This window comes from Salinarchaeum laminariae, assembly GCF_023204835.1.
Lineage (GTDB): Archaea > Halobacteriota > Halobacteria > Halobacteriales > Salinarchaeaceae > Salinarchaeum > Salinarchaeum laminariae.
The window spans coordinates 907,257-929,882 of sequence record NZ_CP096270.1; the positions used below are offsets into that span (position 1 = coordinate 907,257).

The following is a 22,626-nucleotide window of genomic DNA, read 5'->3' on the forward strand; positions in this document are numbered from 1 at the left end:
CGCCCGTTCGGGAACTCGGAGTGTCCGGTACAGGAGATATTTTCCGGCGATTGCCGTGCTATTCGTCGGCAGGTGCCTATCGTCGGACGCGCACTGCGGCGCCCAGCGACGGTCCTCTGTCGATCTACCGGCTCGCCCTCGGCGGCCACAGCACGTCCTCGCTAGAGATACCGGCAAGTGTCTCCAGTTGTGGGGAGCCCCGTCACCGCCTGCCCGTAGGGGCGCCCCTATACGTTCGGGTCCGTTCACACGGCGTATGAGCGATACGTCTCGAAGCGGCGGCTGGCCCACTCAGGGAGCGGGTCGGAGGGCCGCGCCATGAACACCGATAGACTCGCTTCGCTCGACTATCGAGCTCATCGTCACCACACGAGGTGGTTCCGATGAACTCCGTCGGAGCCCACTCCGACGTGCTCATGCTCGCCACGCGGAGGTGGCTCGCATGAACTCGGTCGAGCAGTACAAGCAGAACAAACATCCACTCGACGTGATCGAGGACGTCAAAGAGTACGCAGAGGAGGGCCTCTCTTTCGAGGAAATCGAGGAGCGCGCCGGCGGCGGCGAGTGGGAGCGTCTCAAGTGGGCTGGCATGTATAGCCACGGCGTTCAGGACGGCTACTTCATGATGCGGACGAAGGTCCCCGGCGGCAAACTCACGCCCGAGCAGGCCGAGGTCATCGGCGAGGTCTCAGAGGAGTACGCCACCGCGCCCGAGGAGTACGGCGGCGAGACCCAGAACGAGCTGTGGGGCGACGCCTACCTCGACATCACGACCCGACAGGACGTCCAGGCGCACTGGATCGAGGTCGAGGACGTCCCCGAGATCTGGGCGAAGTACGACGAGGTCGGCCTCACCACGATCCAGGGCTGTGGCGACTCGGCCCGCAACGTGCTGGGCTGCCCGGCCGCTGGCCTCGACGAGCACGAGTGTTTCGACGCCCAGCCCGTCATCGAGGCCGTCTCCGACTACTTCACGGAGAACCGCGAGTACGCGAACCTCCCCCGGAAGTACAAGATGACGATCACGGGCTGCAGCCAGGACTGCGCGCAGTCCCAGATCAACGACGTCGGCCTGACGCCCGCCCGCAAGCGGATCGAGACAGCCGACGGCGAGCAGGAGGTCTACGGCTTCCACGCGAAGATCGGCGGCGGGCTCTCCGACGGCCCGCGGATGGCCTCCCCGATCGAGGTGTTCGTCCGCCCGGAAGACACCGTCGAGTTCTGCCGCGCCGTCGCCCAGACGTTCAAGGAGATCGGCGACCGCAACAACCGCGGCGTCTGCCGGATGCGCTACCTCGTCGAACAGGTCGGCCCGGACACCTTCGAGCAGGCAATCCGCGACCGCTGTGACGTCGAGCTTCGCGAGCGCGGTACGGATCTCACCGAGGGGTACACGGGCGACCACGTCGGCGTCCACGAGCAGAAGCAGGACGGGCTCAACTACGTCGGCTTCAACGTCATTACCGGCCGGATGGGCGGCGACGAGTTCGCCGAAGCCGCGAGGGCAGCCGAAAAGTACGGCACCGAGGACGCCTCGATCCGCCTCGCCACCGACCAGAACTTCCTCATCACGCACATTCCCGACGAGAACCTCGACGACCTGCTGGCCGAGGATTTCGCCCAGGAGTACAAGCCCGATCCCGGCCCCTTCGAGCGCGGCGCAGTGGGCTGTACCGGCTCGGAGTTCTGCAACTACGGCATCATCGAGACGAAAAATCGCGTGAAGCGCTGGGCTCGCGAGCTCGAAGAGCGCATCGACACCCCCGACGACCTCGAGGTCGTCCGGATGCACATGTCGGGCTGCTCGGCCTCCTGTGCCCAGCCCCAGATCGCGGACATCGGCTTCCGCGGCGAGACGGTCAAGATGACCGGTGAGGCCGACTCGGACGCGCCGCAGTCCCCCGAAGCCGAGACCGAGAACAGCGACATGGTCGAGGGGATGGACTTCGGGCTGGGCGGCGCGCTCGGCTCCGACAACGAGTTCCTCGACTGGGTCGAGACCGCCGTGCCCGCCGACGCCGTCATCCCGGCGCTGGAGGAGCTGTTCGACGCCTTCGCCCGCGAGCACGAGGATGGCGAGCGGTTCTACGAGTGGTGCCGCCGGACGGACAACGAGCGACTCCGCCAGGTCATGAAGGGTGCGGATGCACCGGTGGCCAAGGGGGTGGCCGGCGATGACTAACGAGGAGTTCGAGAAGGCAACGCCGACGACGGGCGCCTCGGAAAGAGCGGGCGGCGAGCACGGCGAGCCGCGAGCTACCGAGACCGACCAGGAACGCTCCGACGCACCCGCAGACGCCGCACCGGAACTCACCGAGACCACGGCGAACGCCGACGCGGACGACCAGCCTCGCCAGCCCGCTGTCCCCGACGTTGGGGACGACGGCGCACACTCCGTGCCACGCGCGGAGGGCGTCCGCACTCACCGCCCCGCGAGCGAGCACGGTACGATCCCCGCGGATCAAATCGGCCCCGCAGATCCCGACGGCCCCGTGCCCGCCGCACCAGACCACGACGGCCACGATCACGGACACGGCAGCGGCCACGAGCACGATCACGGGGAGGCGGACGCCGACGACTGCGGCTGCGGAACGAGCTGTGGCTGCTCGGACGGCGACGCGGAGACCGCTGACGCGGCCGCCGTCGCGACGGACGGGGTCCTCGCGAGCGAAGCGAGCGAGGGCTCGTCAGAGCTCGTCTCTGACGGCGGGACCGCGCCTTCGAACGTCACCGCGGACGGCCAGCTCGAACTCGGCGAGATGACCGAGCCGGCCGAGGGCAAGAGCCAGGACATCGAGCACGAGGACCCGCCGGACGAGCGCGTCGGCCTTCCCGACGGCGTCGACCTCGACACGCCCGGCTACGAGATCCGGGACCGGATGAACGACATCGAGACGCCCGACGAGAAGACGTGGTTCATGGAGCTCGACGAGGCCGTCATCGACGACGACCGCTGTATCCAGTGTGGGACCTGCGTCGCCGCCTGTCCCTCCGACTCCATCGGGATCGGCGACGACGACCTGCCGGAGCTCGTCAAGATGTGCACCGGCTGCTCGCTGTGCTGGGATTTCTGTCCCCGCGGCGGGCTGCGCTATGAACGTCAGTGGAAGCTCACCGGCGGCGACGACAACGTCTCCGGCGCCGGCGACCCGATCACGGAGTACTCCGCCACCGTCGAGGACGACTGGCGGGAGAACGCACAGGACGGCGGCGTCGTCACGAGCGTTCTGATCCACCTGCTTGAGGCCGGCGAGATCGACGGTGCGCTCGTCGCGACCGAGTCCGAAGAAGAACCCTGGAAGGCCGAGGCCGACCTCGCGACGACCCCCGAGGAGCTGATCGCGAACGCGGGCAGCTTCTACAACCAGACGATGGCGCTGGGCAACGTCGACGTCGAGCAGTGGGCGCACAAGCTGCCCACCACCGATCCCGAGGAACTGTCGCTCGCGCTCGTCGGCACGCCCTGCGAGATCGAGGGCATCCGCGCGCTCCAGGACTTCGACTGGGACTACGCCGCCCACGAGACCGGCGTCCGGGCGATCGACTACACGATCGCGCTGATGTGCACGAAGAACTTCAACTACGAGACGCTGCTCGGCGAGATGGTCGAGGCCCAACGCGGGATCCCGATCGAGTCCATCGGCAAACTCGACGTCCTCCACGGCGACCTGATGGTCTGGGACACCGACGGCGAGATGGTGCTCCAGGAGGAGATCGAGGAGTTCCACGACGCCGCGCTCAAAGGCTGTGATGAATGTGCGGACTTCACCGGCTACACCGCCGACCTCACCGTCGGCTCGGTCGGATCGAGTGACGAGTACTCCTCTGTCATCGTCCGCACCGAGCAGGGGATGACGGCCTGGAACGCCACCAAAGACGATCTGGACTTCCACGATCTCGAGGATCGCTCGGCGATCGGCGGGCTCCAGAGCTGGGACAAGAAGAAGGCCTTCGAGTCGCTGGAGCGGGAGTTCGATCCCGACGCACCTCGCTTCATCGACTACACCGACCACGCCGAGAACTACGGCACCGAGATGAACCCGCACGAAGCGGGTCACTGAGCGCCACGGACAGCGGGCACTGTTTCGTCGCCACCCGGGTCGGGGTCGCTGACCCGGGAAGCGGTCGCGTTTTGCCCCAGCCGTCGGCCACACGGGGGTAACGATGCATTCTTGCCGCGACGGCTCCGAACGCTGGGAAAGCCATGAGCGGGACAATCGATGACGTACTCGTCGTCGGGGGCGGCGACGTCGGCCTGTTGACGGCGCTCGGGATCCGAAAGAAGCTCCCGGCCGTCGACGTCAGGGTCGTCGACGACTTCGGGACCCAGGTGCCCCAGGTCGGCAAGAGCACCTACCTCGACATCCAGAACATCCTCCACGGACAGTTGGAGATCGAGGAGCCCGAGTTCATCGACGAGGTCAAACCGATCTGGAAGGCGACCGTCTTCTTCCGGGACTGGTGTGGCACCGACCCGTTCCACTACCCCTTCGACGTCTCGGACACGTTCAAACAGCCCGACACCCGGAACTCCTCCGAGCATCTCGTCTACTACTACGACGCGCTCTACGACAGCCAGGACCACCAGACGCGGTGTGAGCAGATCGTCAGTCAGGGGAAATCGCCGTGGTACCGCGATCAGAACGGCGATCTGGACAAGTACCCCAAGACCGCCTACCACCTCAACACCCGTCGGTTCAACGGCTATCTCCGCAAACTCTGCCGCCAGCGCGGCGTCGAACTCGTCGACGACGAGATCACCGACGTCGAGACGACGGGCTCGCACGTCGACGCCGTCCACAGCGCCGGCAGTTCCTACGACGCCGACCTGTTCGTCGACGCAACGGGGTTCAACCGCGTGCTCCGCAGCGAGCAGGCCGAGGCTACCTTCCGGGAGTTCGACTTCCCGCTCGACTCCGCGTTCAACGTCCGCATCGACCGCTCGCTCGACGACGTGATCCCCGCGACCGTCGTCGAGTCCGGCGACTACGGCTGGTTCTGGCACATCGACACCTACGACAACCGTGACCTGGGCTACGTGTTCGCCTCCGAGTACGTGGACGACGAGGCTGCTCTCGAGGAGTTCCGCGACTACGTCGCGGAGGTGTCGACCGCCGACGCCGACCCCGATCCCGTCGGCGGCCTCGAGACCGTAGACAAATACGAGTTCACCGCCGGCTACTACGAGCGGGCGTGGGTCGACAACTGTCTCGCGATCGGGAACGCCGAGGGGTTCGTCGAGCCCCTGCAGTCGACGGCGCTCACCGCGAACGCCTCGAACGCGATGCAGTTCGCGAACCTCCTCTCCGCACACGGCCGGATCGCGGACGACGACGTCCGCGTGGCGTACAACCGCGCCGTCGAGCGGACCTGGGAGTCGATCTACGACTTCATCGCGGTCCACTACAAGTACTCCTACGACGACACCGAGCTCTGGCGCGAGATGGCGACGCGGGAGTACAGCGATCGGCTCGATCGCATCGCCGAGGAGTTCGACCGCTACGGCTACGACTGGCAGGTCGAGCGCGCCAACGAGGACGGTCTGCAGGAGCTGTCGATCTTCACCGTGCCGGACTTCTACGCGATGATGCGGCCGTTGGGCGCCAGCTCGGTGTTCTACGACACGAACGACTTCCGCGTGAGCAACGACCTCGTGCGCGAACTCGAGCAGTTCTACCGCCGGATCCGCACCCAGGTCCAGCAGCAGCATCTCACCGTCAGCGAGCTCTACGAAGACGTGCTGAACGGCTAACACGGACTCCCGTTCACGAACAGTTCGGTCCAGTCGTCCCATTGGGCCACAGTTCGCCCCGCTACGCCTGCTAATCGCCAGCGGGCGCGCTCTTTTGACGACTCCACCGGCCGGTCCGGCATCGCGATAAGCGACACCTTACAAAGACCGGACGGACGGAACGGGCACCCGATGACCAGTTCGACACCGTTCGACGACTACCTGGCTGGTGGGGAGTCGTCGGAGCTCGTCGGGTCGGCCACGCTGTTCCAGGAGCCAACGTGGACGCCGGCGTCGATCTGCGTGACCGACCGGCGGATCCTCTTCGTCCCGACGGACGGCGGCTTCGTCGACGTTCCGCGTGGGCAGGTGCTCTCGATCCGGAGCCGGCCGACGACGCGCCGCGGGAACTGGGAACTCGGCGCGCAGGCGACGCTGGTCGCCGGTCTCGCGCTCGCGCTGCTCGCCGCCGGTGCGCTTCTCGTGGGCGCCGGGAGCGGCCCCATCGCGCTGTTCGCGCTCATGGCTACCACCGGAACCCTCGCGACGGCCGGACTGACCGCTCGGACGGCTGGACTGCTGGACGTCGATTGGGGACCGCTGGGATCAGACGACGACCAGGAACGCGAGGACGGCCTGCTGGCCCGCACGCGGCTGGCGGACCGATCGACGGACTCCTCGACCCGGACCGCCGGCCTCGGCGCCGACCACGTCACGGCCTGCGTCGACCGGATCGACGCGTCCCTCGCGTCCATCGACGAGTTGATCGCGGACACTGTGATCGACGACGCGCTGGGCGATGCGGATCCGATCGGCGCCGTCGACGTGCATCGCCGGTACGAGCGGCCGGCGGCGCAGTTCGTCGAGGCGTGGCCACTCGTCGGGTGGCTCGCCGTCTCGATCGCGCTGATCGGCGTCGGCGCCCTCCTCGCGTTGACGGCCTGGATCCCGCTCGGGCTGACGCTCGCGGTGGTGCTCGGGGTCGCGAGCGCGGCGGTGGGATTCGACCACCTGCCTCGCGCCGACGATCGGCGGATCCACCGCGAGCGGTCGGTCGTTCTCTACCTGCACGGCGGTCGGACGGTCCGCTTCCGGATCGACGACGACGCGAGCATCGACCGCGAACTCAGCCGGCTCACCGTGGGTCAGCGGGCGTTTCCGCCGACGGAGGGCCCCGATGTCGCCGACGAACGGACGGCCGATCGGGCGGTCTCGACCGAACGGTAACTCGGCCGAATCGATGTTGCCGCGACCACGGCGGGCCACGCGAACCGACGCGCCATCGGCCACTCCGGTTGATTTCGCGTGCGAAATGCATTTCACCGCCCGGTCAGTCTGCCGGCATCGACGAGAATGACCGAGAGCGGCGATCCCTTCGCGGGTACGGCGGCCGCCTACGCTCACTCGCGACCGGGCTACGGCCATGAAGCGATCGGCCACGTCGCGGATCGCTTCGATCTCGACGCCCACACCAGGCTCCTCGACCTGGGCTGTGGCGCCGGGCAGCTCGCCGTGCCGCTCGCGGCGCGGGCGGGCTCTGTCGTCGCGATGGACCCAAACGAGGCGATGTGTCGCGCGACGCGCGAGCGAGCTTCTCGCGCCGGCCGGTCGAACGTCGAAATCGTCCTCGGCAGCGACGCCGACCTCCGCGGTGGGATGATCGACGACCTCACACCGCTCGATCTGACGACGATGGGTCGGTCCCTCCACTGGATGGACGAACGCGCGACGCTGGAATGCCTGCGCGAGCACACACGTTCGGCTGGGGGCGTCGCGATCGTCGACGACGTGGAGTGGCTCACTGCCGGCGACGAGCCCTGGATGGCGGCAGTGTACGACGTCGTCGCCGAGTACGTCGCGACGCTCCCGGAGCGGTACGACCCCGACGCCGTCGAGTACGACGATCCCTGGGACGAGCTACTGACCGAGTGCGGGTTTCAGGACGTCGAAACGGTGGCGTTCACGGTCGAGCGGGAGTGGCCGATCGAGCAGATCGTGGAGTACGTGCTCTCGCTGTCGTTCGCGTCGTCGGATCGGTTCGGCGACGATCTGGATTCGGCCACGAACGCAATCGACCGCCGATTGCGGACGCTCGGCGACGAGCCCTTCGAGCAGCACGCTCGCGTTTCCGTGCTCTCGGGTCGCGTGAGTCACTCCTAACGCAGCGCCGCCGAACCTCTCGTTAGGAGCGTCCGAACACCCGCCGGACCAGCGAGCTGTCGGTGGGTCGTTCGGCCATCGCGACCGAACACTCCAGCCGATCCGCGACGTCGCGATGGAGGGTTCCGTGGAGGAGCCGCGAGAGGAGGCCGCGTTCGGTCGCCCCCAGGATCACGAGCGTCTGATCGGCCGCACTCCGGACGATTGCGTCCTCGACGTTGCCGTGCTCGACGCGGACCTCGGCGTCTTCGAGGTCGTTCTCGCCCGCCCAGTCCCGGAGGTCTGCCTCCGCGTCGGCGACGCCGGTCTCGTTTTCAGCGACCTGTAGTAGCGTGACCTCCGCGCCGACAGCGGTCCGGAGGTCGCGGGCGACCGAGGCCGAGAGCGTCGAGTCCGGACCCCCTTTCGTCGGCAGGAGTACTTTCGAGGGGTCCAGCTCCCGTGGATCGACGACGAGGAAGTCACAGGGGAGCTGGCCGACCAGCTGGTCGAAGGGGCTCTCCGCGCGGGCGGCGTCCCAGTGCTGTCCCTCGCCCCAGCCCATCACGACGAGGTCGGGGTCGGCCTGGCTGGCGGCGTCGAACACGTCCTCGAACGATCGGTTGCTGACGATCGTCGAGTGGTGGTAGCCGACGTCGTGAGCGTCGACTGTCTCCCGGACGTCGGCCATCAGCCGGTCGGACTCGCGGACGATCCGGCGGTGCTGGCCGCTGTCCCGATCGAGATCCATCCGGTCCGGCGTCTGGACGACGTGGACGGTCTGGACGACGGCGTCCTCGTGTGCGCTCGCGAGTGTGCAGGCGAACTCGACGAGCTCCCGCTCCAGACGGGGGTTCGAGACCGGCACGAGCACGTGGTAGGCGCCGTCCTCGACCTCTAAATTAACGCCGTCGACGGAATCGAACAGCGGGACGTAGGAGCGCCCGGCGACGCGTCCGAGCACCATTTCCGTGGTGGAGAGCCGGCGGACGCCCTCGAATCGGTCGATCTCCAGGCGCCGATCGCTGGTCTGGTAGTAGTTGACGATCGTCACCAGCACGACGCCGCCGACGGTGTTGCCCAGCAACACTGGGAGCACGAACCCACCGAGGCCGGGGAGGAGGGCCAGCTCTCCCTCCGCGACCAGGAAGATCGTCTCCGTCACAGAGACGACGGAGTGAAAGAGGTTGCCTAGCGGGATCGCGAGGAAGGCGATGTAGACGAGCACGACCCGGGAGATGGTGTCGCGCGCGGCGAAGTCCATCCAGACGACGCCGGCGACGATTAGCCCGGCGAAGGCACCCTTGACGAAGAGGTCCCACCAGCCCGTCTCGATGCCTTTCTCTGAGATGTAGATCGCCTCTGCGGCCGCAGCCGGCTCGAAGACGCCGGTGTAGGCCAGCACCAATGCCCCGAATGCGCCGCCGACGAAGTTCCCCGAGAAGACGATCGTCCAGTGACGTAACAGCGCGGGGATGCTCGCCAGCCGTTCGAGGACGAGCGCGACCGGTGGGAGCGTGTTCTCGGTGTAGAGCTGATACCCCCCGATGATGATGTAGAGGAACCCCAGCGGGTAGAGCAACACGGCGAGGAAGGGGCTGTCCGTCTGTGCGGACAGCGAGACGTACAGCAGAAAGGTCACCGAGATCGCGAGCCCGCCAGCGACGCCAGCCGCGAACAGCTCGCGAGCGCTCGACGTTACCTCGTGGTCCGCGTCCGCGACGATGCGCTGGAACACCTCGTCGGAGGAAAATCGGTCGCGAACGACCGATCCGGTCGACGGGGCGAGTGACTCCTCGTGGGCGGTCGCCGCGACGTCGTCCCCGTCGTCTTCTGACACGTCGATGTAATCGACGCGGCCCGTCCAAAGCATTTGGGTTCGCGGTCGTCGGCGTGAGACGCTACTCGCCCGCCTCCGGCAACACGACCATCGGTACCGGCGAACCCGTCAGCAGGCTCAGCGACGTGTCACCGGTGAGCAGTCGGGTGAGTCGGCCGGCCTCCCGCGGCGAGAAGGCGATCAGGTCGGCGTCGAGCGCCTCAGCGGCGCTGGCGATCGTATCGGCGACGTCGGTGCCGTAGCGGACCTCGGTCTCGATCGTTCGGTCGCCGGAAAGGTGATCGCGTGCGACGGCGAAAATCTCGGCCGCGCGATCCTCCCGCTGCTCGACGCTGGCCTTGTCCGGGGCACCACCGGCCTTCTCGATGACGTGGAGCAGGACGACACGCCCCTCGGCGTCGATCGCGGCCGAGAGCGCGTTCGCGGTCGTCGCGGCGTCGTCTTCGCTGGCGAGTGGCACGACGACGGTGTCGGCACTGATCGAGAGCATGGATCGATCTTGGCAGGCGTTGGATAAGGGCGTTCGGGAGGGATCGGCTTCGCAGCCACGTCACGACGGACTGCCAGCACCGGACTGCCACGCACTCCGGCGTCAGTCTCTTCCGAAGAGGCGCTCGCGCAGCGTGCGCGAGTGGGCGCGCTCGGCCAGCAGCACCGAACAGTCGACGTCGTCGACGACGTCGACGTGGATCGAGTCGGTGACCAGCCGCGAGAGCAGTCCGCGCTCGGTCGCACCGAGCAAGAGGAGCGTGTGGTCGGCCGCGGCGCCGACGATCGCGTCGCGTGGTGGCTCGCCGGCGACCATGGTGGTGACGCCCCCGAGCTCGTGCTCGGTGGCCCAGTCGTCGATGAAGGCCTGGCCCTCCGCCTCGGTCTCGCCGTCGTTCAGCGCGTGTAGCAGCGTGATCTCGCTGTCGTACTCCGTCTGGAGGACGCGTGCGAGGTCGGCGCTGAGGTCGGAGTCCGGACCACCGGCCGTCGGCAGCAGGACTCGCGAGGGGTCCCAGCCGCGGTCCCGGAGGATCAGGAAGTCACACGGCAGATCGTGGGTCAGCTCCTCCATGCGGGACTCCGCCCGGCCGGGGTGGTCGGGACTCCAGCCCATCACGACGAGGTCGGCCTCGTGCCGCCGCGCTGCGTCGAACACTTCCTCGAAGGCGCGGTGGGAGAGGATGGTATGGGTCTCGAGATCGACGTCGAACGTCTCGGCGTCCTCTCGTGCTTGCTGGAGCAGGCGATCGGACTCGGCGGAGAGATCCGCCACGTGGTCGGCACCGGCCTGGAGCGTCGTCTGGTCGGGCACCTGAACGACGTGTGCGGCGTCGACGGTGCCGCCGCGAGAGCGTGCCATCGCGCTCGCGATCGAGATCAGATCCGTCTCCGTCCGGGGGTTGGAGACGGGAACGAACACGCGGAACTCGTCGCCTTCGGGCTGGACGGAGTCGGCGGCGTCGACTGCGGCGTCGGGGAAGGCATCCGATCGCTCCTGGATGAACTGACCGAGCACGCCCTGCTTGGTGGCGTGGCTGCGGGCGTAGAGCAGATACCAGAGCCCCGCGAAAACGACGAACCCGACGGAGAGCGCGATGATCGTCGGTGCCATGAACCCGATCAGGGCGAGCGAGCAGACGATCCCCATCAGCGGTATGATCGGGTAGAACGGGACGTGAAAGGACGGTTCGTACTCGGGCGGGTCCGCCGTGCGCATCACGATCACGGAGACGTTGATCAGCGCGAAGATGATGAGGTGGAGCACGGAGCCCGCGGTCGCGAGCGGCTCGACGCCACCGATCGCGATGAACACCAGGATGAGCGCGCCCGTGAGTGCGATCGACCGGTAGGGCGTCGCGAACCGGTCGTGGATCTCGTTGAGCTGCGTCGAGACGATGCGGTCCCGGCCCATCGCGAAGTTGATGCGCGAGGACGCGAGAATCGACGCGTTCGCGGAGGAGGCCGTCGCGAGCAACGCGCCGAACAGGACGACTGCACCGCCGACCGCGGCGAGCCCGAACGGCTCCATCATGTTCTTCGCAGCGTCGACGGCCGCGGTCTTGTTGTCGGCGACGAGCTCGACGGGGACCGCCGCGAGCATGACGGCCATCAGCAGGGCGTACATGATCGTGACGACCAGCACGCTGCCGAGGATCGCGAGCGGGAGGTTTCGTCCGGGGTTCTTGATCTCCTCGCCGACGGAGGCGATCTGGCCGAAGCCGAGGTAGGAGACGAAGACGATCGCGGTCACCGGCAGGAGTTCGCCGACCCACGCGTCCTCGATGGGCGTCAGCGAACTCGGCTCGGCGTTGACGATGCCCGCGAGCGTGAACGCGGTGAGGATCACGAGCAGGATAATCACGATGACGTTCTGGAGCCGTCCGGTCTCCTTGGCGCCGACGTAGTTGACGCCCACGAAGAAGGAGCCGCCGATGAGCCCCCAGAGCTGTGCGGACGAGAAGGAAACGAGGCCGAGGTCGACGGCCGGGAGAGCGAGGAAGGCAGAGACGTACGCGCCGAAGCCGATCATGTAGAAGGCGGAGGCGAAGGCGAGGCCGAGCCAGTTCCCCCAGCCCGCAATCGAGCCGAACAGTGGCCCGAGCGCGTGGTTGACGTAGTAGTACATGCCGCCGGATTTGGGCATCGCGGTGCCGAGTTCGGCGACGGAAAAGGCCGTGAGGAGAGCGACTGCACCGCCGATGACGAAGGCGGCACCGACCAGCGAGCCGGCGTCGGCGACCGCTGGCCCGGGCAGGACGAAGATCCCCGCGCCGATCATCGTCCCGATGCCGATCGTGAGCGCGGCGAGCGGGCCGAGGTCTTTCGCGAGCTCCTCGTCCGCGCTCATCCGGCGTCACCACCTGGAGCGAGCGTTGCGTGAGAGTCCCGACGCTGTGGCGTCCCGGTTCGCAGGCGTGACCAGTGGCTGGGGACTCGTTCGAGCACGTTCGTAGTGGGGCCCTTCCTCCCACAAAGACCTTCGGAGTGCGGCCGTTCTGTCGGGAATCGGTCGTCAGATCGGGCAGTTTGTGCCCCTCGCGTACTCGTGGCGCGTGCCTAGTCGCCCTCGAGCCCGGCGACGAACAGCGCCAGCACCGGCACGATTTCGAGCCGGCCGATCCACATGAGGAAGACCATCAGCAGTTTCGAGGCCTTCGAGAAGTGGAGATAGCTCCCGAAGGGCCCGAGCTGACCGAAGCCCGGCCCGATGTTCCCGAGCGTCGCCAGCGACGCGCTGAACCCTTCGAGCACCGTTAGCTCCTGCGGGAAGCCGTGGTTGGGATCGAGCATGATGAACACCCCGGCGACCGCGAAGAGGACGATGTAGAGCAGCGTGAACACCACGATCCCGCGGATAGCGTCCTCGTCGACGACCCGGCCGCCGAGACGCACTGGCTGCACTCGGTTTGGATGGGCGGTGGTGTGGAGCTCCCGCCTAATCGCCTTCATCACGACCAGCCAGCGAATCACCTTGATCCCACCTCCGGTCGAGCCCGCCGAGCCGCCGACGAACATCGCGAACAGGAGGATTGCCTGGGCGTTCGCGTCCCACTGGGCGAAGTTCGCGTTGGCGTAGCCCGTCGAGTTCATCAGCGACCCGATCTGGAAGGCGGCCTGGCGAAGCGAGCGCTCGGTCATGCCCTGGGTCGCCCCGCCGATCGCGGGGTCCATCGTCGCGCCGCGGTAGAGGATAGCGAAGAGCACCGCGATCAACACCGCGATCGCACCTGCGTACGTTCGAAACTCCCGGTTCTGGGCCATCGCTTCGGCCTCGCCGCGCAGCACGTGCCAGAACAGCGCGAAGTTGACGCCGGCGATGACCATGAACGGAATGATGACCCACTGGACGGCCGCGGAGAAGTAGGCGATACTCTGGGCCTGTGGTGAGAAGCCGCCGGTCGGTAGCGTCGAGAACCCGTGAGCGATCGCGTTGTAGAGGTTCATCTCGGGCGCGTAGCCCGCGAGGTGGAGCCCGTAGAGCGACGCCGCACAGAGGACGGTGAACCCGAAGTAGATCAGCCAGAGCGCCCGTGCGGTCTCGGCGATCTTCGGCGTCAGCTTCTGGAGCTCCGGCCCCGGCGCCTCCGAGCGCATCAGCTGCGCCCCGTTGACTGCGATCTCCGGCAGGATCGCGATCATCAACACGATGATCCCCATCCCGCCCAGCCACTGCGTGAGCTGGCGCCACATCATGATCGCGTGGGAGTGGCGATCGGTGCTGATCTCGCCGAGCACCGTCGCACCAGTGGTCGTGACGCCACTGGTGGATTCGAAGAGTGCGTTGACGATCGACTCGAGGAACGCGTCGGGCGAGGCGAGGCTGAGCCCGACCGTCGACTCCGTCCCGTAGCCGGCGAGCAGGTAGGGGATCGCACCGATCACCGCAGCGGCCAGCCAGGCGAGCGAGACCAGCAGTAGCGCCTCCTTCGGGCCGAGATCGGGATCGGGATCGAGTCGATCGAGCGCCAGCCCGATTCCGGCCGCAATGACGATCGAGACGGCGAACACCCAGACGTCCTCGCCGTAGACGATCGCGACGACGAGTGGCACCAGCATCGTCAGCGAGAAGTAGGTGACGACGGTGCCCAGCATGCTTCCGGTCGCACGGAGGTCGACGCGCCAGACCATCAGCTACCAACCTCGCTGGCGGCGGCAGCAACGACCACGGACATACGAAACGACTGCTGGCGCGGTGTCATGTAGGCATCGGTACCGTCTGTCCGCCACGCCCGCTGCATTGGGCACCGCGACCGTGGCGAGGAACGTTTAGATCTGGTCGCTGACCTCGTCGACGACCGACGAGTCGGCGAAGACGACGACGTGATCGCCGGGAACGATCGTCGTGGCACCGCGAGGCACCACCAGCTCGCCCTCCCGAGAGATCGCGCCGATGACGACGCAGTCGGGGAGCTCCGCGGCCGCCTCGACGATCGTCCGGTTCGCGAGCACGCTCTCCTCACCGATCTCGATCTCGAGAACCTCGCCGCGGTCGTGTTCGAGGATCGATACCTTCTCGGTCTGGCCGGCGCGCGTGAACCGGACGATCTCCTCGGCGACCTCCTCACGCGGGTTGATCGCCGCGTCGATCCCGACTGCCTCGAACAGGTCGGCGTAGTCGACGGTCTCGACGACGGCGAGCGTGCGCGGCGTGCCGATGCGCTCGGCGAGCAGCGACGCGAGGAGGTTCTGCTCGTCGGTGCCGAGCGCGGCAACGACGACGTCGGACTTGTCGACGTGTTCGCGCACGAGGAACTCGGTGTCCGTGACGTCGCTCTCCATAACCGTCGTGTTCGGGAGCCGCTCGGCGAGCTCGCGGGCCCGGTCGTGGTCGACCTCTATCAGCCGCGGCCTGTACCCCCGATCCTCGAACACCTTCGCGATCTGGAACCCAAGCTCGCTGCCGCCCAGGATGACGACGTCGTCGGCGTCCTGGGTCTGCCCGGCGGTGATCTCGTCGGCGAACTCCCGGATCGAGTCCTCGCTCCCGATGACGACCACCCGATCGCCGGGTTCGAGCCGCGTGTCACCGCGCGGGACGATCAGGTCCTCGTCCCGGAAGACGGCTGCGAACGTCATCGAGTCGAACTGATCTGCCTCCGCCACGGTCTTGCCACCGATCGGACTCTCGGGGCCGAGTTCGAACTCCGCCATACGGACGAGGCCGTCGGCGAACTGGTCGACGTCGAGCGCTCGTGGGAGCCCCGAGATCCGAAAGATCGCTTCGGCGGTCAGGAGGTCAGTGCAGACCATGAAGTCGACGCCGAAGGCGCCCTCGGCGTGCTCCCAGGTGTCGAGCAGCCCGCGGCGTTTGACCCGCGCGACCGTGAACACGTCCGCGACGGTCTTGGCGGCGCCACAGGCGACGATGTTCGTCTCGTCCACGTCGGTACAGGCCAGGAGCATGTCCGCCTCCTCGATGCCAGCCTCCCGGAGCACTTCGACGTCCGTCCCGTCGCCGTGGAGGGGCAGGACGTCCATCGAGTAGGTCAGATCGTCGATCACGGCGGCGTCGGTGTCGATCACGACGACGTCGTGGGTACCCTCGAGGTTCGACGCGATCGATCGGCCGACTTCGCCAGCGCCGACGATCACGACGCGCACGAGGACCACCTGCGAACCATGAATTGTCGGACGAACACGAGCGGGCGAAAAGTGTGTTTCGAAGCGCCCACCGATTATCGGTGCTCGACTCGCCGGTGCCGCACCAGGAGATAAACGACGGTCGAGAGCCAGAGAACGAGCATGAATGCGTAGACGCCGTCGCCGGACGGGTTCGCCGACCCCCAGAGTGGCTCTGCCGCCAGAAAGATCGCCACGCCCGCGACGACCGGCACGCCGAGGAACGGCAGCCAGTTCGGCTGCCACGAGGCGTTCGTCTCCGCGAGGTCCTGGGCGTCTCGGACGAGCGCGGCAGTGGCCACTGCCGCACCGCCCATCAGCCCCAGCGTGAGCAGGGCAGCGAGGATGACGAACCCCTCGTACCCGAGCACGAGCGGGACGTGGGTCGCGGCCGTGAGCGGCGTGGCGAGCGCGTAGCCCAGGAGGACGAGCGGCCACATCGTGCGGCCCGCCGTTCTCGTCGCGATCCAGCCGATGGCGTCGGGGGCAACCGGGTACGCCCACGCCTCACCGAAGATCGCCTTCCCGGTAGCGATCAGCGGGAGACAGAGGTTCAAAAGGAACAGTATCGTCAGCGCTCCCATCACAGCGACCGCGCCGGCGGCCAGCGCCAACCCCGCCACCTGCCCCAGCGCGTCCGGAACTGCAAGGGCGTCCGGTACCGAGACCGCGTCCGGCAGCGATTGGTTCGCGAGCGCGATGGCGCCGAACATCCCGAATATCGATCCGACGGTTACGACCAGCACGAGCAGCTGCCAGTTCGTCGCGTTGCGAGCGTTGCGTCGCGTGAAATCGTCGTCGGAGACCAGATAGACGACGGCGGGTGCGAACACCGACGTTGCCAGCCCCAGCAGGTGGACGAATATCCCGAGGAGCGGGCGCTCCTCGAGCAGTGTAGGTCCCTGGTTCGTGGTCGGTGCGGCCGTGGCGTCGCGTTCCTGTGTCATTGATTATCGGTGTGTCGTGGTCGGTAGCGTCAAACGACCGGTCGCAATAGCGGTCAGTACGATCGTCGGTTCGACCGGTCGGTCCATAAGTCCCCAGCGGATTTTGGCGGCCGCCAAACGCCAAAATCGGGCAACTGCACCGGTTCGCGGTATCGACGCTGACGGTTTGCCACCCCCTCTCCCCTCTTTCTCCCCTCTTTCCCCTCCTCCTCTCTCGTAATGTGGCAGAGGTCGTCGTAGTGATCGGCGCTGAACGTCGCGAACGCCCCGCCTCGTGAGCTGGTGGCCCGCTGCCCTTTCCGAACACGACGAAAAGGCTTTCCCGGGGTGGCTGCCTACCCAGGAGCAACCAATGGTACTCGACGATCTGGGGAGCTCCCTGCGATCGACCCTCGACGACCTCCGGGGGAAGGGTCGGCTCTCCGAGGAGGACGTCGACGAGGTCGTCCGGGAGATTCAGCGATCCTTGCTCCAGGGCGACGTCGACGTCGAGCTCGTCCAGGAGCTATCCGACTCGATCAAACAGCGCTCGCTGGACGAGGAGCCACCCGCCGGCACCTCCGCCCGCGAGCACGTGCTGCGCATCGTCTACGAGGAACTGGTCGAACTCGTCGGCGAGTCGACGGAGCTGCCGCTGGAAGACCAGACGATTCTGCTGGCCGGGCTGCAGGGATCGGGGAAGACCACCTCATCGGCCAAGATGGCGTGGTGGTTCCAGACGAAGGGGCTCCAGCCCGCCGTGATCCAGACCGACACGTTCCGGCCCGGTGCCTACGATCAGGGCAAGGAGATGGCCGAGCGCGCGGAGGTCGACTTCTACGGCGACCCCGACGGCGACGACCCCGTGCAGATCGCGAGGGACGGTCTCGAGGCAACCTCGGACGCGGACGTCCACATCGTCGACACGGCGGGTCGCCACGCGCTCGAAGACGACCTCATCGCCGAGATCGAGGAGATCGACGCGGCGGTCGATCCCGACCGCTCGCTGCTCGTGCTCGACGCGGCGATCGGCCAGGGCGCGAAGGACCAGGCCCAGCAGTTCGACGAGTCGATCGGCATCGACGGCGTCGTCATCACGAAGCTCGACGGGACGGCGAAAGGTGGCGGAGCGCTCGCTGCGGTCGATCAGACCGACTCGTCGATCGCCTTCCTCGGGACCGGTGAAGGCGTCAAGGACGTCGAGCGGTTCGAGCCCGACGGGTTCATCTCGCGGCTGCTCGGGATGGGCGACCTCAAGCAGCTCGCCGAGCGCGTCGAGCGCGCGATGGAGGAGACCGACATCGAAGAGGAGGACTGGGATCCCGAGGACATGCTCGAGGGGCAGTTCACCCTCCGGGACATGCAAAAACAGATGGAGGCGATGAACAAGATGGGGCCGCTCGATCAGGTGATGGACATGATCCCCGGGATGGGCGGCGGGATGATGGACCAGCTCCCCGACGACGCTATGGGCGTCACCGAGGAGCGCATGCGCGAGTTCGAAGTTATCATGGACTCGATGACCGACGGCGAGCTCGAGAACCCCCGGAGCGTCGGCCAGAGTCGCACCGAGCGCATCGCCCGGGGTTCGGGCACCACCGAGGACCGCGTCCGGGAACTGCTCCAGCAACACAAGATGATGGAGCGCACCATCAAACAGTTCCAGGGGATGGGCGACGCCGACATGCAGCGGATGATGAAACAGATGGAGCAGGGCGGCGGTCCGCCGGGCGGTGGCGGAATGGGCGGTATGGGTGGCGGCGGTGGCGGCAACCCCTTCGGCGACTGAGGTCGATCCCGGCGTAGCGACTTCGTTTTTTGGCGCTTTCGGGCGGTTCCCCTCGTCCCTGCCCTCTCGTAGCCGGCAGCTTTTCCACCTCTCTTTCCTCCCTACGCCACTTCTGTACTCTTCCTCCCTATCCTCCGCCCCACGGCCGACCCCTCCGACCGCCCGGAACCGTTAACGGCCCTGCCCTCACATGCTCGGCATATGCGGCGCCGAGGATTCATCGCCGGCGCGGGCGGGCTCGCTGCGGCGGCGTTCGCGGGCTGTCTGGGGAACGAACAGGTGGCCCTCTCCGAACGGCCGCCCGAGAACGACGTCGAGGACGGCATCCGCACCGCAATCGGCGAGGCCAACACCGTGGCCTTCGAACTCGCCAGCGCACGCGAACAGGCAGACGACACCAGCCAGGTGGAGATCGACGTCGCGGCGCTCGAAGAGCAACTCGCCAGTGGTCGTCAGGCGCTCGACGCTGTCACCGACGCCGAGGCTGCCGAGGAGTACGAGACCGAGATCGCGGCCGCTCGCTCCTATCTCGACGTCGTCGCGGGACTCCTCCAGGGAACCGCGACGCTCGTCGATGCGGCCGGCCAGATTCAGGGACTAGAGTCGACCCTGCAGGCCCAGGACTTCGACGCGGCCGCCCAGGCGCTCGACGACGTCGAGCCCGACATCGAGAGCGCCGGGACGACGATCAGCGACGCCCAGACCACCGCCGACGAGCTCGACGCGGACCCGCTCGATCCCTACGGCGCGAAGATGGGCGAACTGGAAGACGGACTCGCGACGGTCCAGGACGTCTCGGCCGGCTCCGACGAGCTGATCACCGGCTACCAGTCCGTGCTGACCGGGCGCAGCGCCCTGGAAGACGGTCGTGCGGCGATCGAGAGCGGTGATTTCGCCACAGCCGAATCAGAGTTCCAGGCTGCGCAGTCGTCCTTTTCGACGGCGACTGGCCATTTCGAGACCGCAGAGACGGCGACCGACGGCGAGCTGGACACCGAGGTCCAGACCGCGCTCTGTCGCTCCGGCGGGCTGACCGACGCGGCCGGCCACTTCGAAGCGTCGGCTATCGCCGCCCAGGAGAGGCGGCTCGGCGACGCACAGACTGAGCGTGCGGCAGGCCAGAACGATCTCGACGGCGTCACAGAGTGCGGGCAGTGATCGGCCGCTGACGATTCGCGCACGCTGCTGTGCGTTTATTCATTCCCCGCGCTTCCCGCTCGCTTCACCACTCGTTTCTCTGAGTTGCTTTCCCAGTCGCCGTCGCGCTTCGAGACACGCCTCCAGAATCAGATGCCGCACTCGTCGCCGCTGGGTCCTCAGTCTGTCGTTACTCGTCCTCGTCGTCGGGCTGGCGGTCGGATCCGAACTCGGCCGGGCCGACGGCGTCCTCGGCACCCTCGACCGACTCGTCGCTCTCGGGACCGAAACCGGCCGGTGGCCCCTCGCCGTCGCCGGGTGCTGCCTCGTCGACGCCGGCGGGTGGCGGGCCCTGGGCGTCGCCGGCCGGGGGCCCTTCGACCTCCGGAACGTCCGAGTCGTCGCCCATCCCGAACGCCTCGACGAAGGAGGGGCCGTCGCCGCCGCTCTCGCCGCCAGGCCACGCGACGCGGTTCCAGTCGCCGTCCTTGCTGTAGTAGTAGACGACCTCGCCGCTAATGACCGCGAAGACGTTCCGGCGGTCGTCGTAGACGACGCGCTGGTTCGTGTCGATGGCGACGTCGACGACGTCCTTCAGCGAGTCAAGCGAGACGTACTCCGTGCCGACGCCCATCGGGAGGTCGCCGTCGGAGATCCAGTCGTCGTAGCGCTGGCGGTGGAGCTCCTGGCGCAGCCAGTCGATGTCGGCCTCGACCCGGTAGGTCGCTGCGGCGGCGGCGCCGCCCACGGCCGTCAGTCCGAGCAGGACCAGCAGGAGGACCGTCCCCCAGTCCGTCGGCGCGGTATGCTCGACGGTGACCGTCTGGCTCTTCGTATCGCTATCACTCGGGGTACCATCGATCCAGTACGCTCGGCTGGTCACCGTCAGCGGCCCCGTCGCACTCAGCGAGCCCTCGTACTGCTCGGTATCGTACTGTGCGTCGACGACGATTCGGGTCTGGACCGTTCCGACGCCCGCGAACTCCGACTGCAGCACCTGGCGATCGGCCCGGATCTCCTCGACGTCGATCTCGGCCGTCGAGGTCGCCGTGCCGTTGGTCGCGCTGACCTCCTCGACCGCGAGCGACTCGGTGCGCTCCCAGACGACCTCGCCGTCGCGCACGACCTGCAGTTGGAGCCGTGCGTCGTGGAACACTGTCGCCCCCGACGGCGCGTTCGTCTCTATCCCCACGTCGAGCACCGGCGAAGCGTTGAGAAGGTACGCCGGATGATCCGCGAGGACGGTGCCCTGCTCCCACGGCGATCTGCTGGAGGTAACGATCGCGGAGTGAGTCACCTCCGTCTCGATCGTCTCGACGTCGGTGCGTTCCTGGTTGGTCTCCGTCGCCGGCGTCGCCACCGTCCAGATTGCCAGCACGAACATCACCGCACCCAGAATCGCCAGCGCGACCGCGATCTGTCGCCCGCGCTCGGCCAGCGCGAGGCGGACCCGTGGGTTCTCGATCACGAGACCCCCTCCGGGGCCGACGGCTGGCCGGCCCCCCGCACGACTCCCACCATGTCCCGTCAGTATCGGTACGCCGTGTTAAGTCCATTGGCAGGTCTGACGGGCGTCAGACTGCCGTTTGCGGGCGATTGGCACGGTTGTGTGCGTGGGTGGTTGTCGTGGAATTCATGCTCGGGTTGCTGTACGGAGTCCGGCACAAGGTAACCCTTAAGGCTGGCACCCGGGTAGCTCGGGTGCGGGTTGGTGGTCTAGTCCGGTTATGACAGCTCCTTCACACGGAGCGGGTCGGCGGTTCGAATCCGCCCCAACCCACTTCTGCCGAACGCAACGCCGAGCGTAGCGAGGCGTCTGTGAGGCGAAATGGGCGGGTGGTTCGAACCAGACGAGTCGCAGCCTGCGAGGAGCGGAGCGACGAGCAGGACCGTCTCGGCGTGGTGAGAATTCGCTCCAACCCATTCTTCTACCGAACGCAACGCCGAGCGATCGCGAAGCCTCTGTAAGGCGGTTTCGGGGGCGTATTTTCGAACCGACGAGTCCCAGCCCGCGTAGGCAGAGGACCGAGCAGCCCCGTCTCGGCGTGGTGAGAATCACCCGCCGAGGCACCTTGGCTTGAATTCGACCGACTCCTACAATTCGTGCCCTCTCTTCCCGATACTCCGCCAGTAATTCCTTCATAAACAACAGTATCAGTCCCGTCGGCTGTCTCGTGTCTTCACACGACGATTCCCTCGTCCCCACCGTTCCAGACACAGCACTGGCTGGCGTTTTGCTCCTCCTCGCGGGCGGCGTCTCACTGCTCGGCATCATCACCGCCGAGGCGCTCCACCCAGACTACGCCACGACCCAGGAAATCAGCGATCTCGGTTCGACCATCCCGCCGGATCCGGTGAGCTACGAGCCCACTGCGACGATATTCAACGCCACCATGATCACGACTGGCGTCCTGGTCCTGCTGTCGGCGGTCTTCCTCTATCGCTCCGGCGCGCGGCGAGTACTCTCGGTGCCGCTGGCCGTCTTCGGAGCCGGCGTGCTCGGCGTGGGCGTCTTTCCGGGCGACGTGATGCCCTGGCACGGCATCGCTGCCCTGGTCACGTTCACGAGTGGTGGCATCGCGGCAGTTCTGGCCTCGCGAGCGGTCTCGAAGCCGTTCGCGTATCTCTGTCTCCTGCTCGGCGGATTCTCGCTCGCGTCGCTGGTCTATGCGATCGCGATCGGTACCGCGGGGCCGCTGGGTGATCTGGAGCTGGGCGGCATCGAGCGCTGGGTTGCATACCCGTTGCTCGTCTGGATCTCGGGCTACGGGGGCTACCTCATGGGTGCCACCGGGGACGATCCGGTCCGGGGTCGTTCCCGGCAGTGACTGGCTCGAGGCCATGCCCGCGGATGGGCCAGGCTCCCGCCGTGGCGCCGAACAGTCCTCTCAGACCATCGACCTCGGCACGCCCTTGCCGCCAGCCAAACCCGTTTTCCCGGTGCCGACGGACG

15 protein-coding genes and 1 tRNA gene are annotated in these 22,626 nt (G+C 67.2%); 9 read left to right on the top strand and 7 right to left on the bottom strand.

Translation table 11 applies throughout. From position 1 onward, the window contains the following. Nucleotides 1-442 precede the first annotated feature (442 nt). The 5 genes from MXF70_RS04245 (at nucleotide 443) to MXF70_RS04265 (ending at nucleotide 7,891) form a co-directional block, all read left to right on the top strand. Complete coding sequence (locus MXF70_RS04245; protein ID WP_248517751.1) at nucleotides 443-2,182, top strand: nitrite/sulfite reductase; 1,740 nt, start codon at nucleotides 443-445, stop codon at nucleotides 2,180-2,182. Next, nucleotides 2,175-4,061 (top strand): Coenzyme F420 hydrogenase/dehydrogenase, beta subunit C-terminal domain, encoded by a 1,887-nt coding sequence (locus tag MXF70_RS04250; RefSeq protein WP_248517753.1) that lies wholly within the window; start codon nucleotides 2,175-2,177, stop codon nucleotides 4,059-4,061. The genes MXF70_RS04245 and MXF70_RS04250 overlap by 8 nt, the downstream gene beginning before the upstream one ends. Before the next feature lie 143 nt (nucleotides 4,062-4,204). Further along, entirely contained in the window at nucleotides 4,205-5,752 is a 1,548-nt protein-coding gene (locus MXF70_RS04255) for a tryptophan 7-halogenase (RefSeq protein ID WP_248517755.1), read from the top strand. A 171-nt stretch (nucleotides 5,753-5,923) separates the two neighbouring features. Next, nucleotides 5,924-6,958, top strand: a complete 1,035-nt coding sequence (locus MXF70_RS04260) for a hypothetical protein (RefSeq protein WP_248517757.1) — start codon at nucleotides 5,924-5,926, stop codon at nucleotides 6,956-6,958. A 126-nt stretch (nucleotides 6,959-7,084) separates the two neighbouring features. Next, nucleotides 7,085-7,891 (top strand): class I SAM-dependent methyltransferase, encoded by an 807-nt coding sequence (locus MXF70_RS04265; RefSeq protein ID WP_248517759.1) that lies wholly within the window; start codon nucleotides 7,085-7,087, stop codon nucleotides 7,889-7,891. A 22-nt stretch (nucleotides 7,892-7,913) separates the two neighbouring features. Here the strand turns inward: MXF70_RS04265 and MXF70_RS04270 are convergent, their stop codons facing one another. The 6 genes from MXF70_RS04270 to MXF70_RS04295 form a co-directional block, all read right to left on the bottom strand. Next, complete coding sequence (locus MXF70_RS04270; RefSeq protein ID WP_248517761.1) at nucleotides 7,914-9,710, bottom strand: formate/nitrite transporter family protein; 1,797 nt, start codon at nucleotides 9,708-9,710, stop codon at nucleotides 7,914-7,916. A 61-nt stretch (nucleotides 9,711-9,771) separates the two neighbouring features. Continuing rightward, a complete protein-coding gene (locus tag MXF70_RS04275) occupies nucleotides 9,772-10,200 on the bottom strand; it encodes a universal stress protein (protein WP_248517762.1) in 429 nt (142 codons plus the stop codon). 102 nt (nucleotides 10,201-10,302) lie between these two features. Continuing rightward, nucleotides 10,303-12,549, bottom strand: a complete 2,247-nt coding sequence (locus MXF70_RS04280; RefSeq protein ID WP_248517764.1) for an amino acid permease — start codon at nucleotides 12,547-12,549, stop codon at nucleotides 10,303-10,305. Between the two features lie 209 nt (nucleotides 12,550-12,758). After that, complete coding sequence (locus MXF70_RS04285; RefSeq protein WP_248517766.1) at nucleotides 12,759-14,330, bottom strand: TrkH family potassium uptake protein; 1,572 nt, start codon at nucleotides 14,328-14,330, stop codon at nucleotides 12,759-12,761. Nucleotides 14,331-14,468: 138 nt separating this feature from the next. Continuing rightward, nucleotides 14,469-15,803 (bottom strand): Trk system potassium transporter TrkA, encoded by a 1,335-nt coding sequence (gene trkA, locus MXF70_RS04290; RefSeq protein ID WP_248517768.1) that lies wholly within the window; start codon nucleotides 15,801-15,803, stop codon nucleotides 14,469-14,471. 74 nt (nucleotides 15,804-15,877) lie between these two features. After that, nucleotides 15,878-16,768 (bottom strand): magnetosome magnetite crystal formation protein family, encoded by an 891-nt coding sequence (locus MXF70_RS04295; RefSeq protein ID WP_248517770.1) that lies wholly within the window; start codon nucleotides 16,766-16,768, stop codon nucleotides 15,878-15,880. A 352-nt stretch (nucleotides 16,769-17,120) separates the two neighbouring features. Between MXF70_RS04295 and MXF70_RS04300 the strand changes: the two genes are divergently transcribed. Together MXF70_RS04300 and MXF70_RS04305 are read left to right on the top strand one after the other, a co-directional pair. Next, a complete protein-coding gene (locus MXF70_RS04300) occupies nucleotides 17,121-18,536 on the top strand; it encodes a signal recognition particle protein Srp54 (RefSeq protein WP_248517772.1) in 1,416 nt (471 codons plus the stop codon). Between the two features lie 201 nt (nucleotides 18,537-18,737). Then, a complete protein-coding gene (locus MXF70_RS04305) occupies nucleotides 18,738-19,694 on the top strand; it encodes a hypothetical protein (RefSeq protein WP_248517774.1) in 957 nt (318 codons plus the stop codon). 169 nt (nucleotides 19,695-19,863) lie between these two features. Here the strand turns inward: MXF70_RS04305 and MXF70_RS04310 are convergent, their stop codons facing one another. Continuing rightward, nucleotides 19,864-21,141 carry a DUF5305 domain-containing protein gene (locus MXF70_RS04310; RefSeq protein ID WP_248517775.1) on the bottom strand — a complete coding sequence of 426 codons (1,278 nt, stop codon included), beginning with the start codon at nucleotides 21,139-21,141 and terminating at the stop codon, nucleotides 19,864-19,866. A gap of 237 nt (nucleotides 21,142-21,378) precedes the next feature. On the opposite strand from MXF70_RS04310, the gene MXF70_RS04315 reads away from it, so the two are divergent. Beyond that, nucleotides 21,379-21,453: transfer RNA gene (locus tag MXF70_RS04315), tRNA-Val, on the top strand. A 394-nt stretch (nucleotides 21,454-21,847) separates the two neighbouring features. Continuing rightward, nucleotides 21,848-22,501, top strand: a complete 654-nt coding sequence (locus MXF70_RS04320) for a DUF998 domain-containing protein (RefSeq protein WP_248517776.1) — start codon at nucleotides 21,848-21,850, stop codon at nucleotides 22,499-22,501. Nucleotides 22,502-22,626 lie beyond the last annotated feature (125 nt).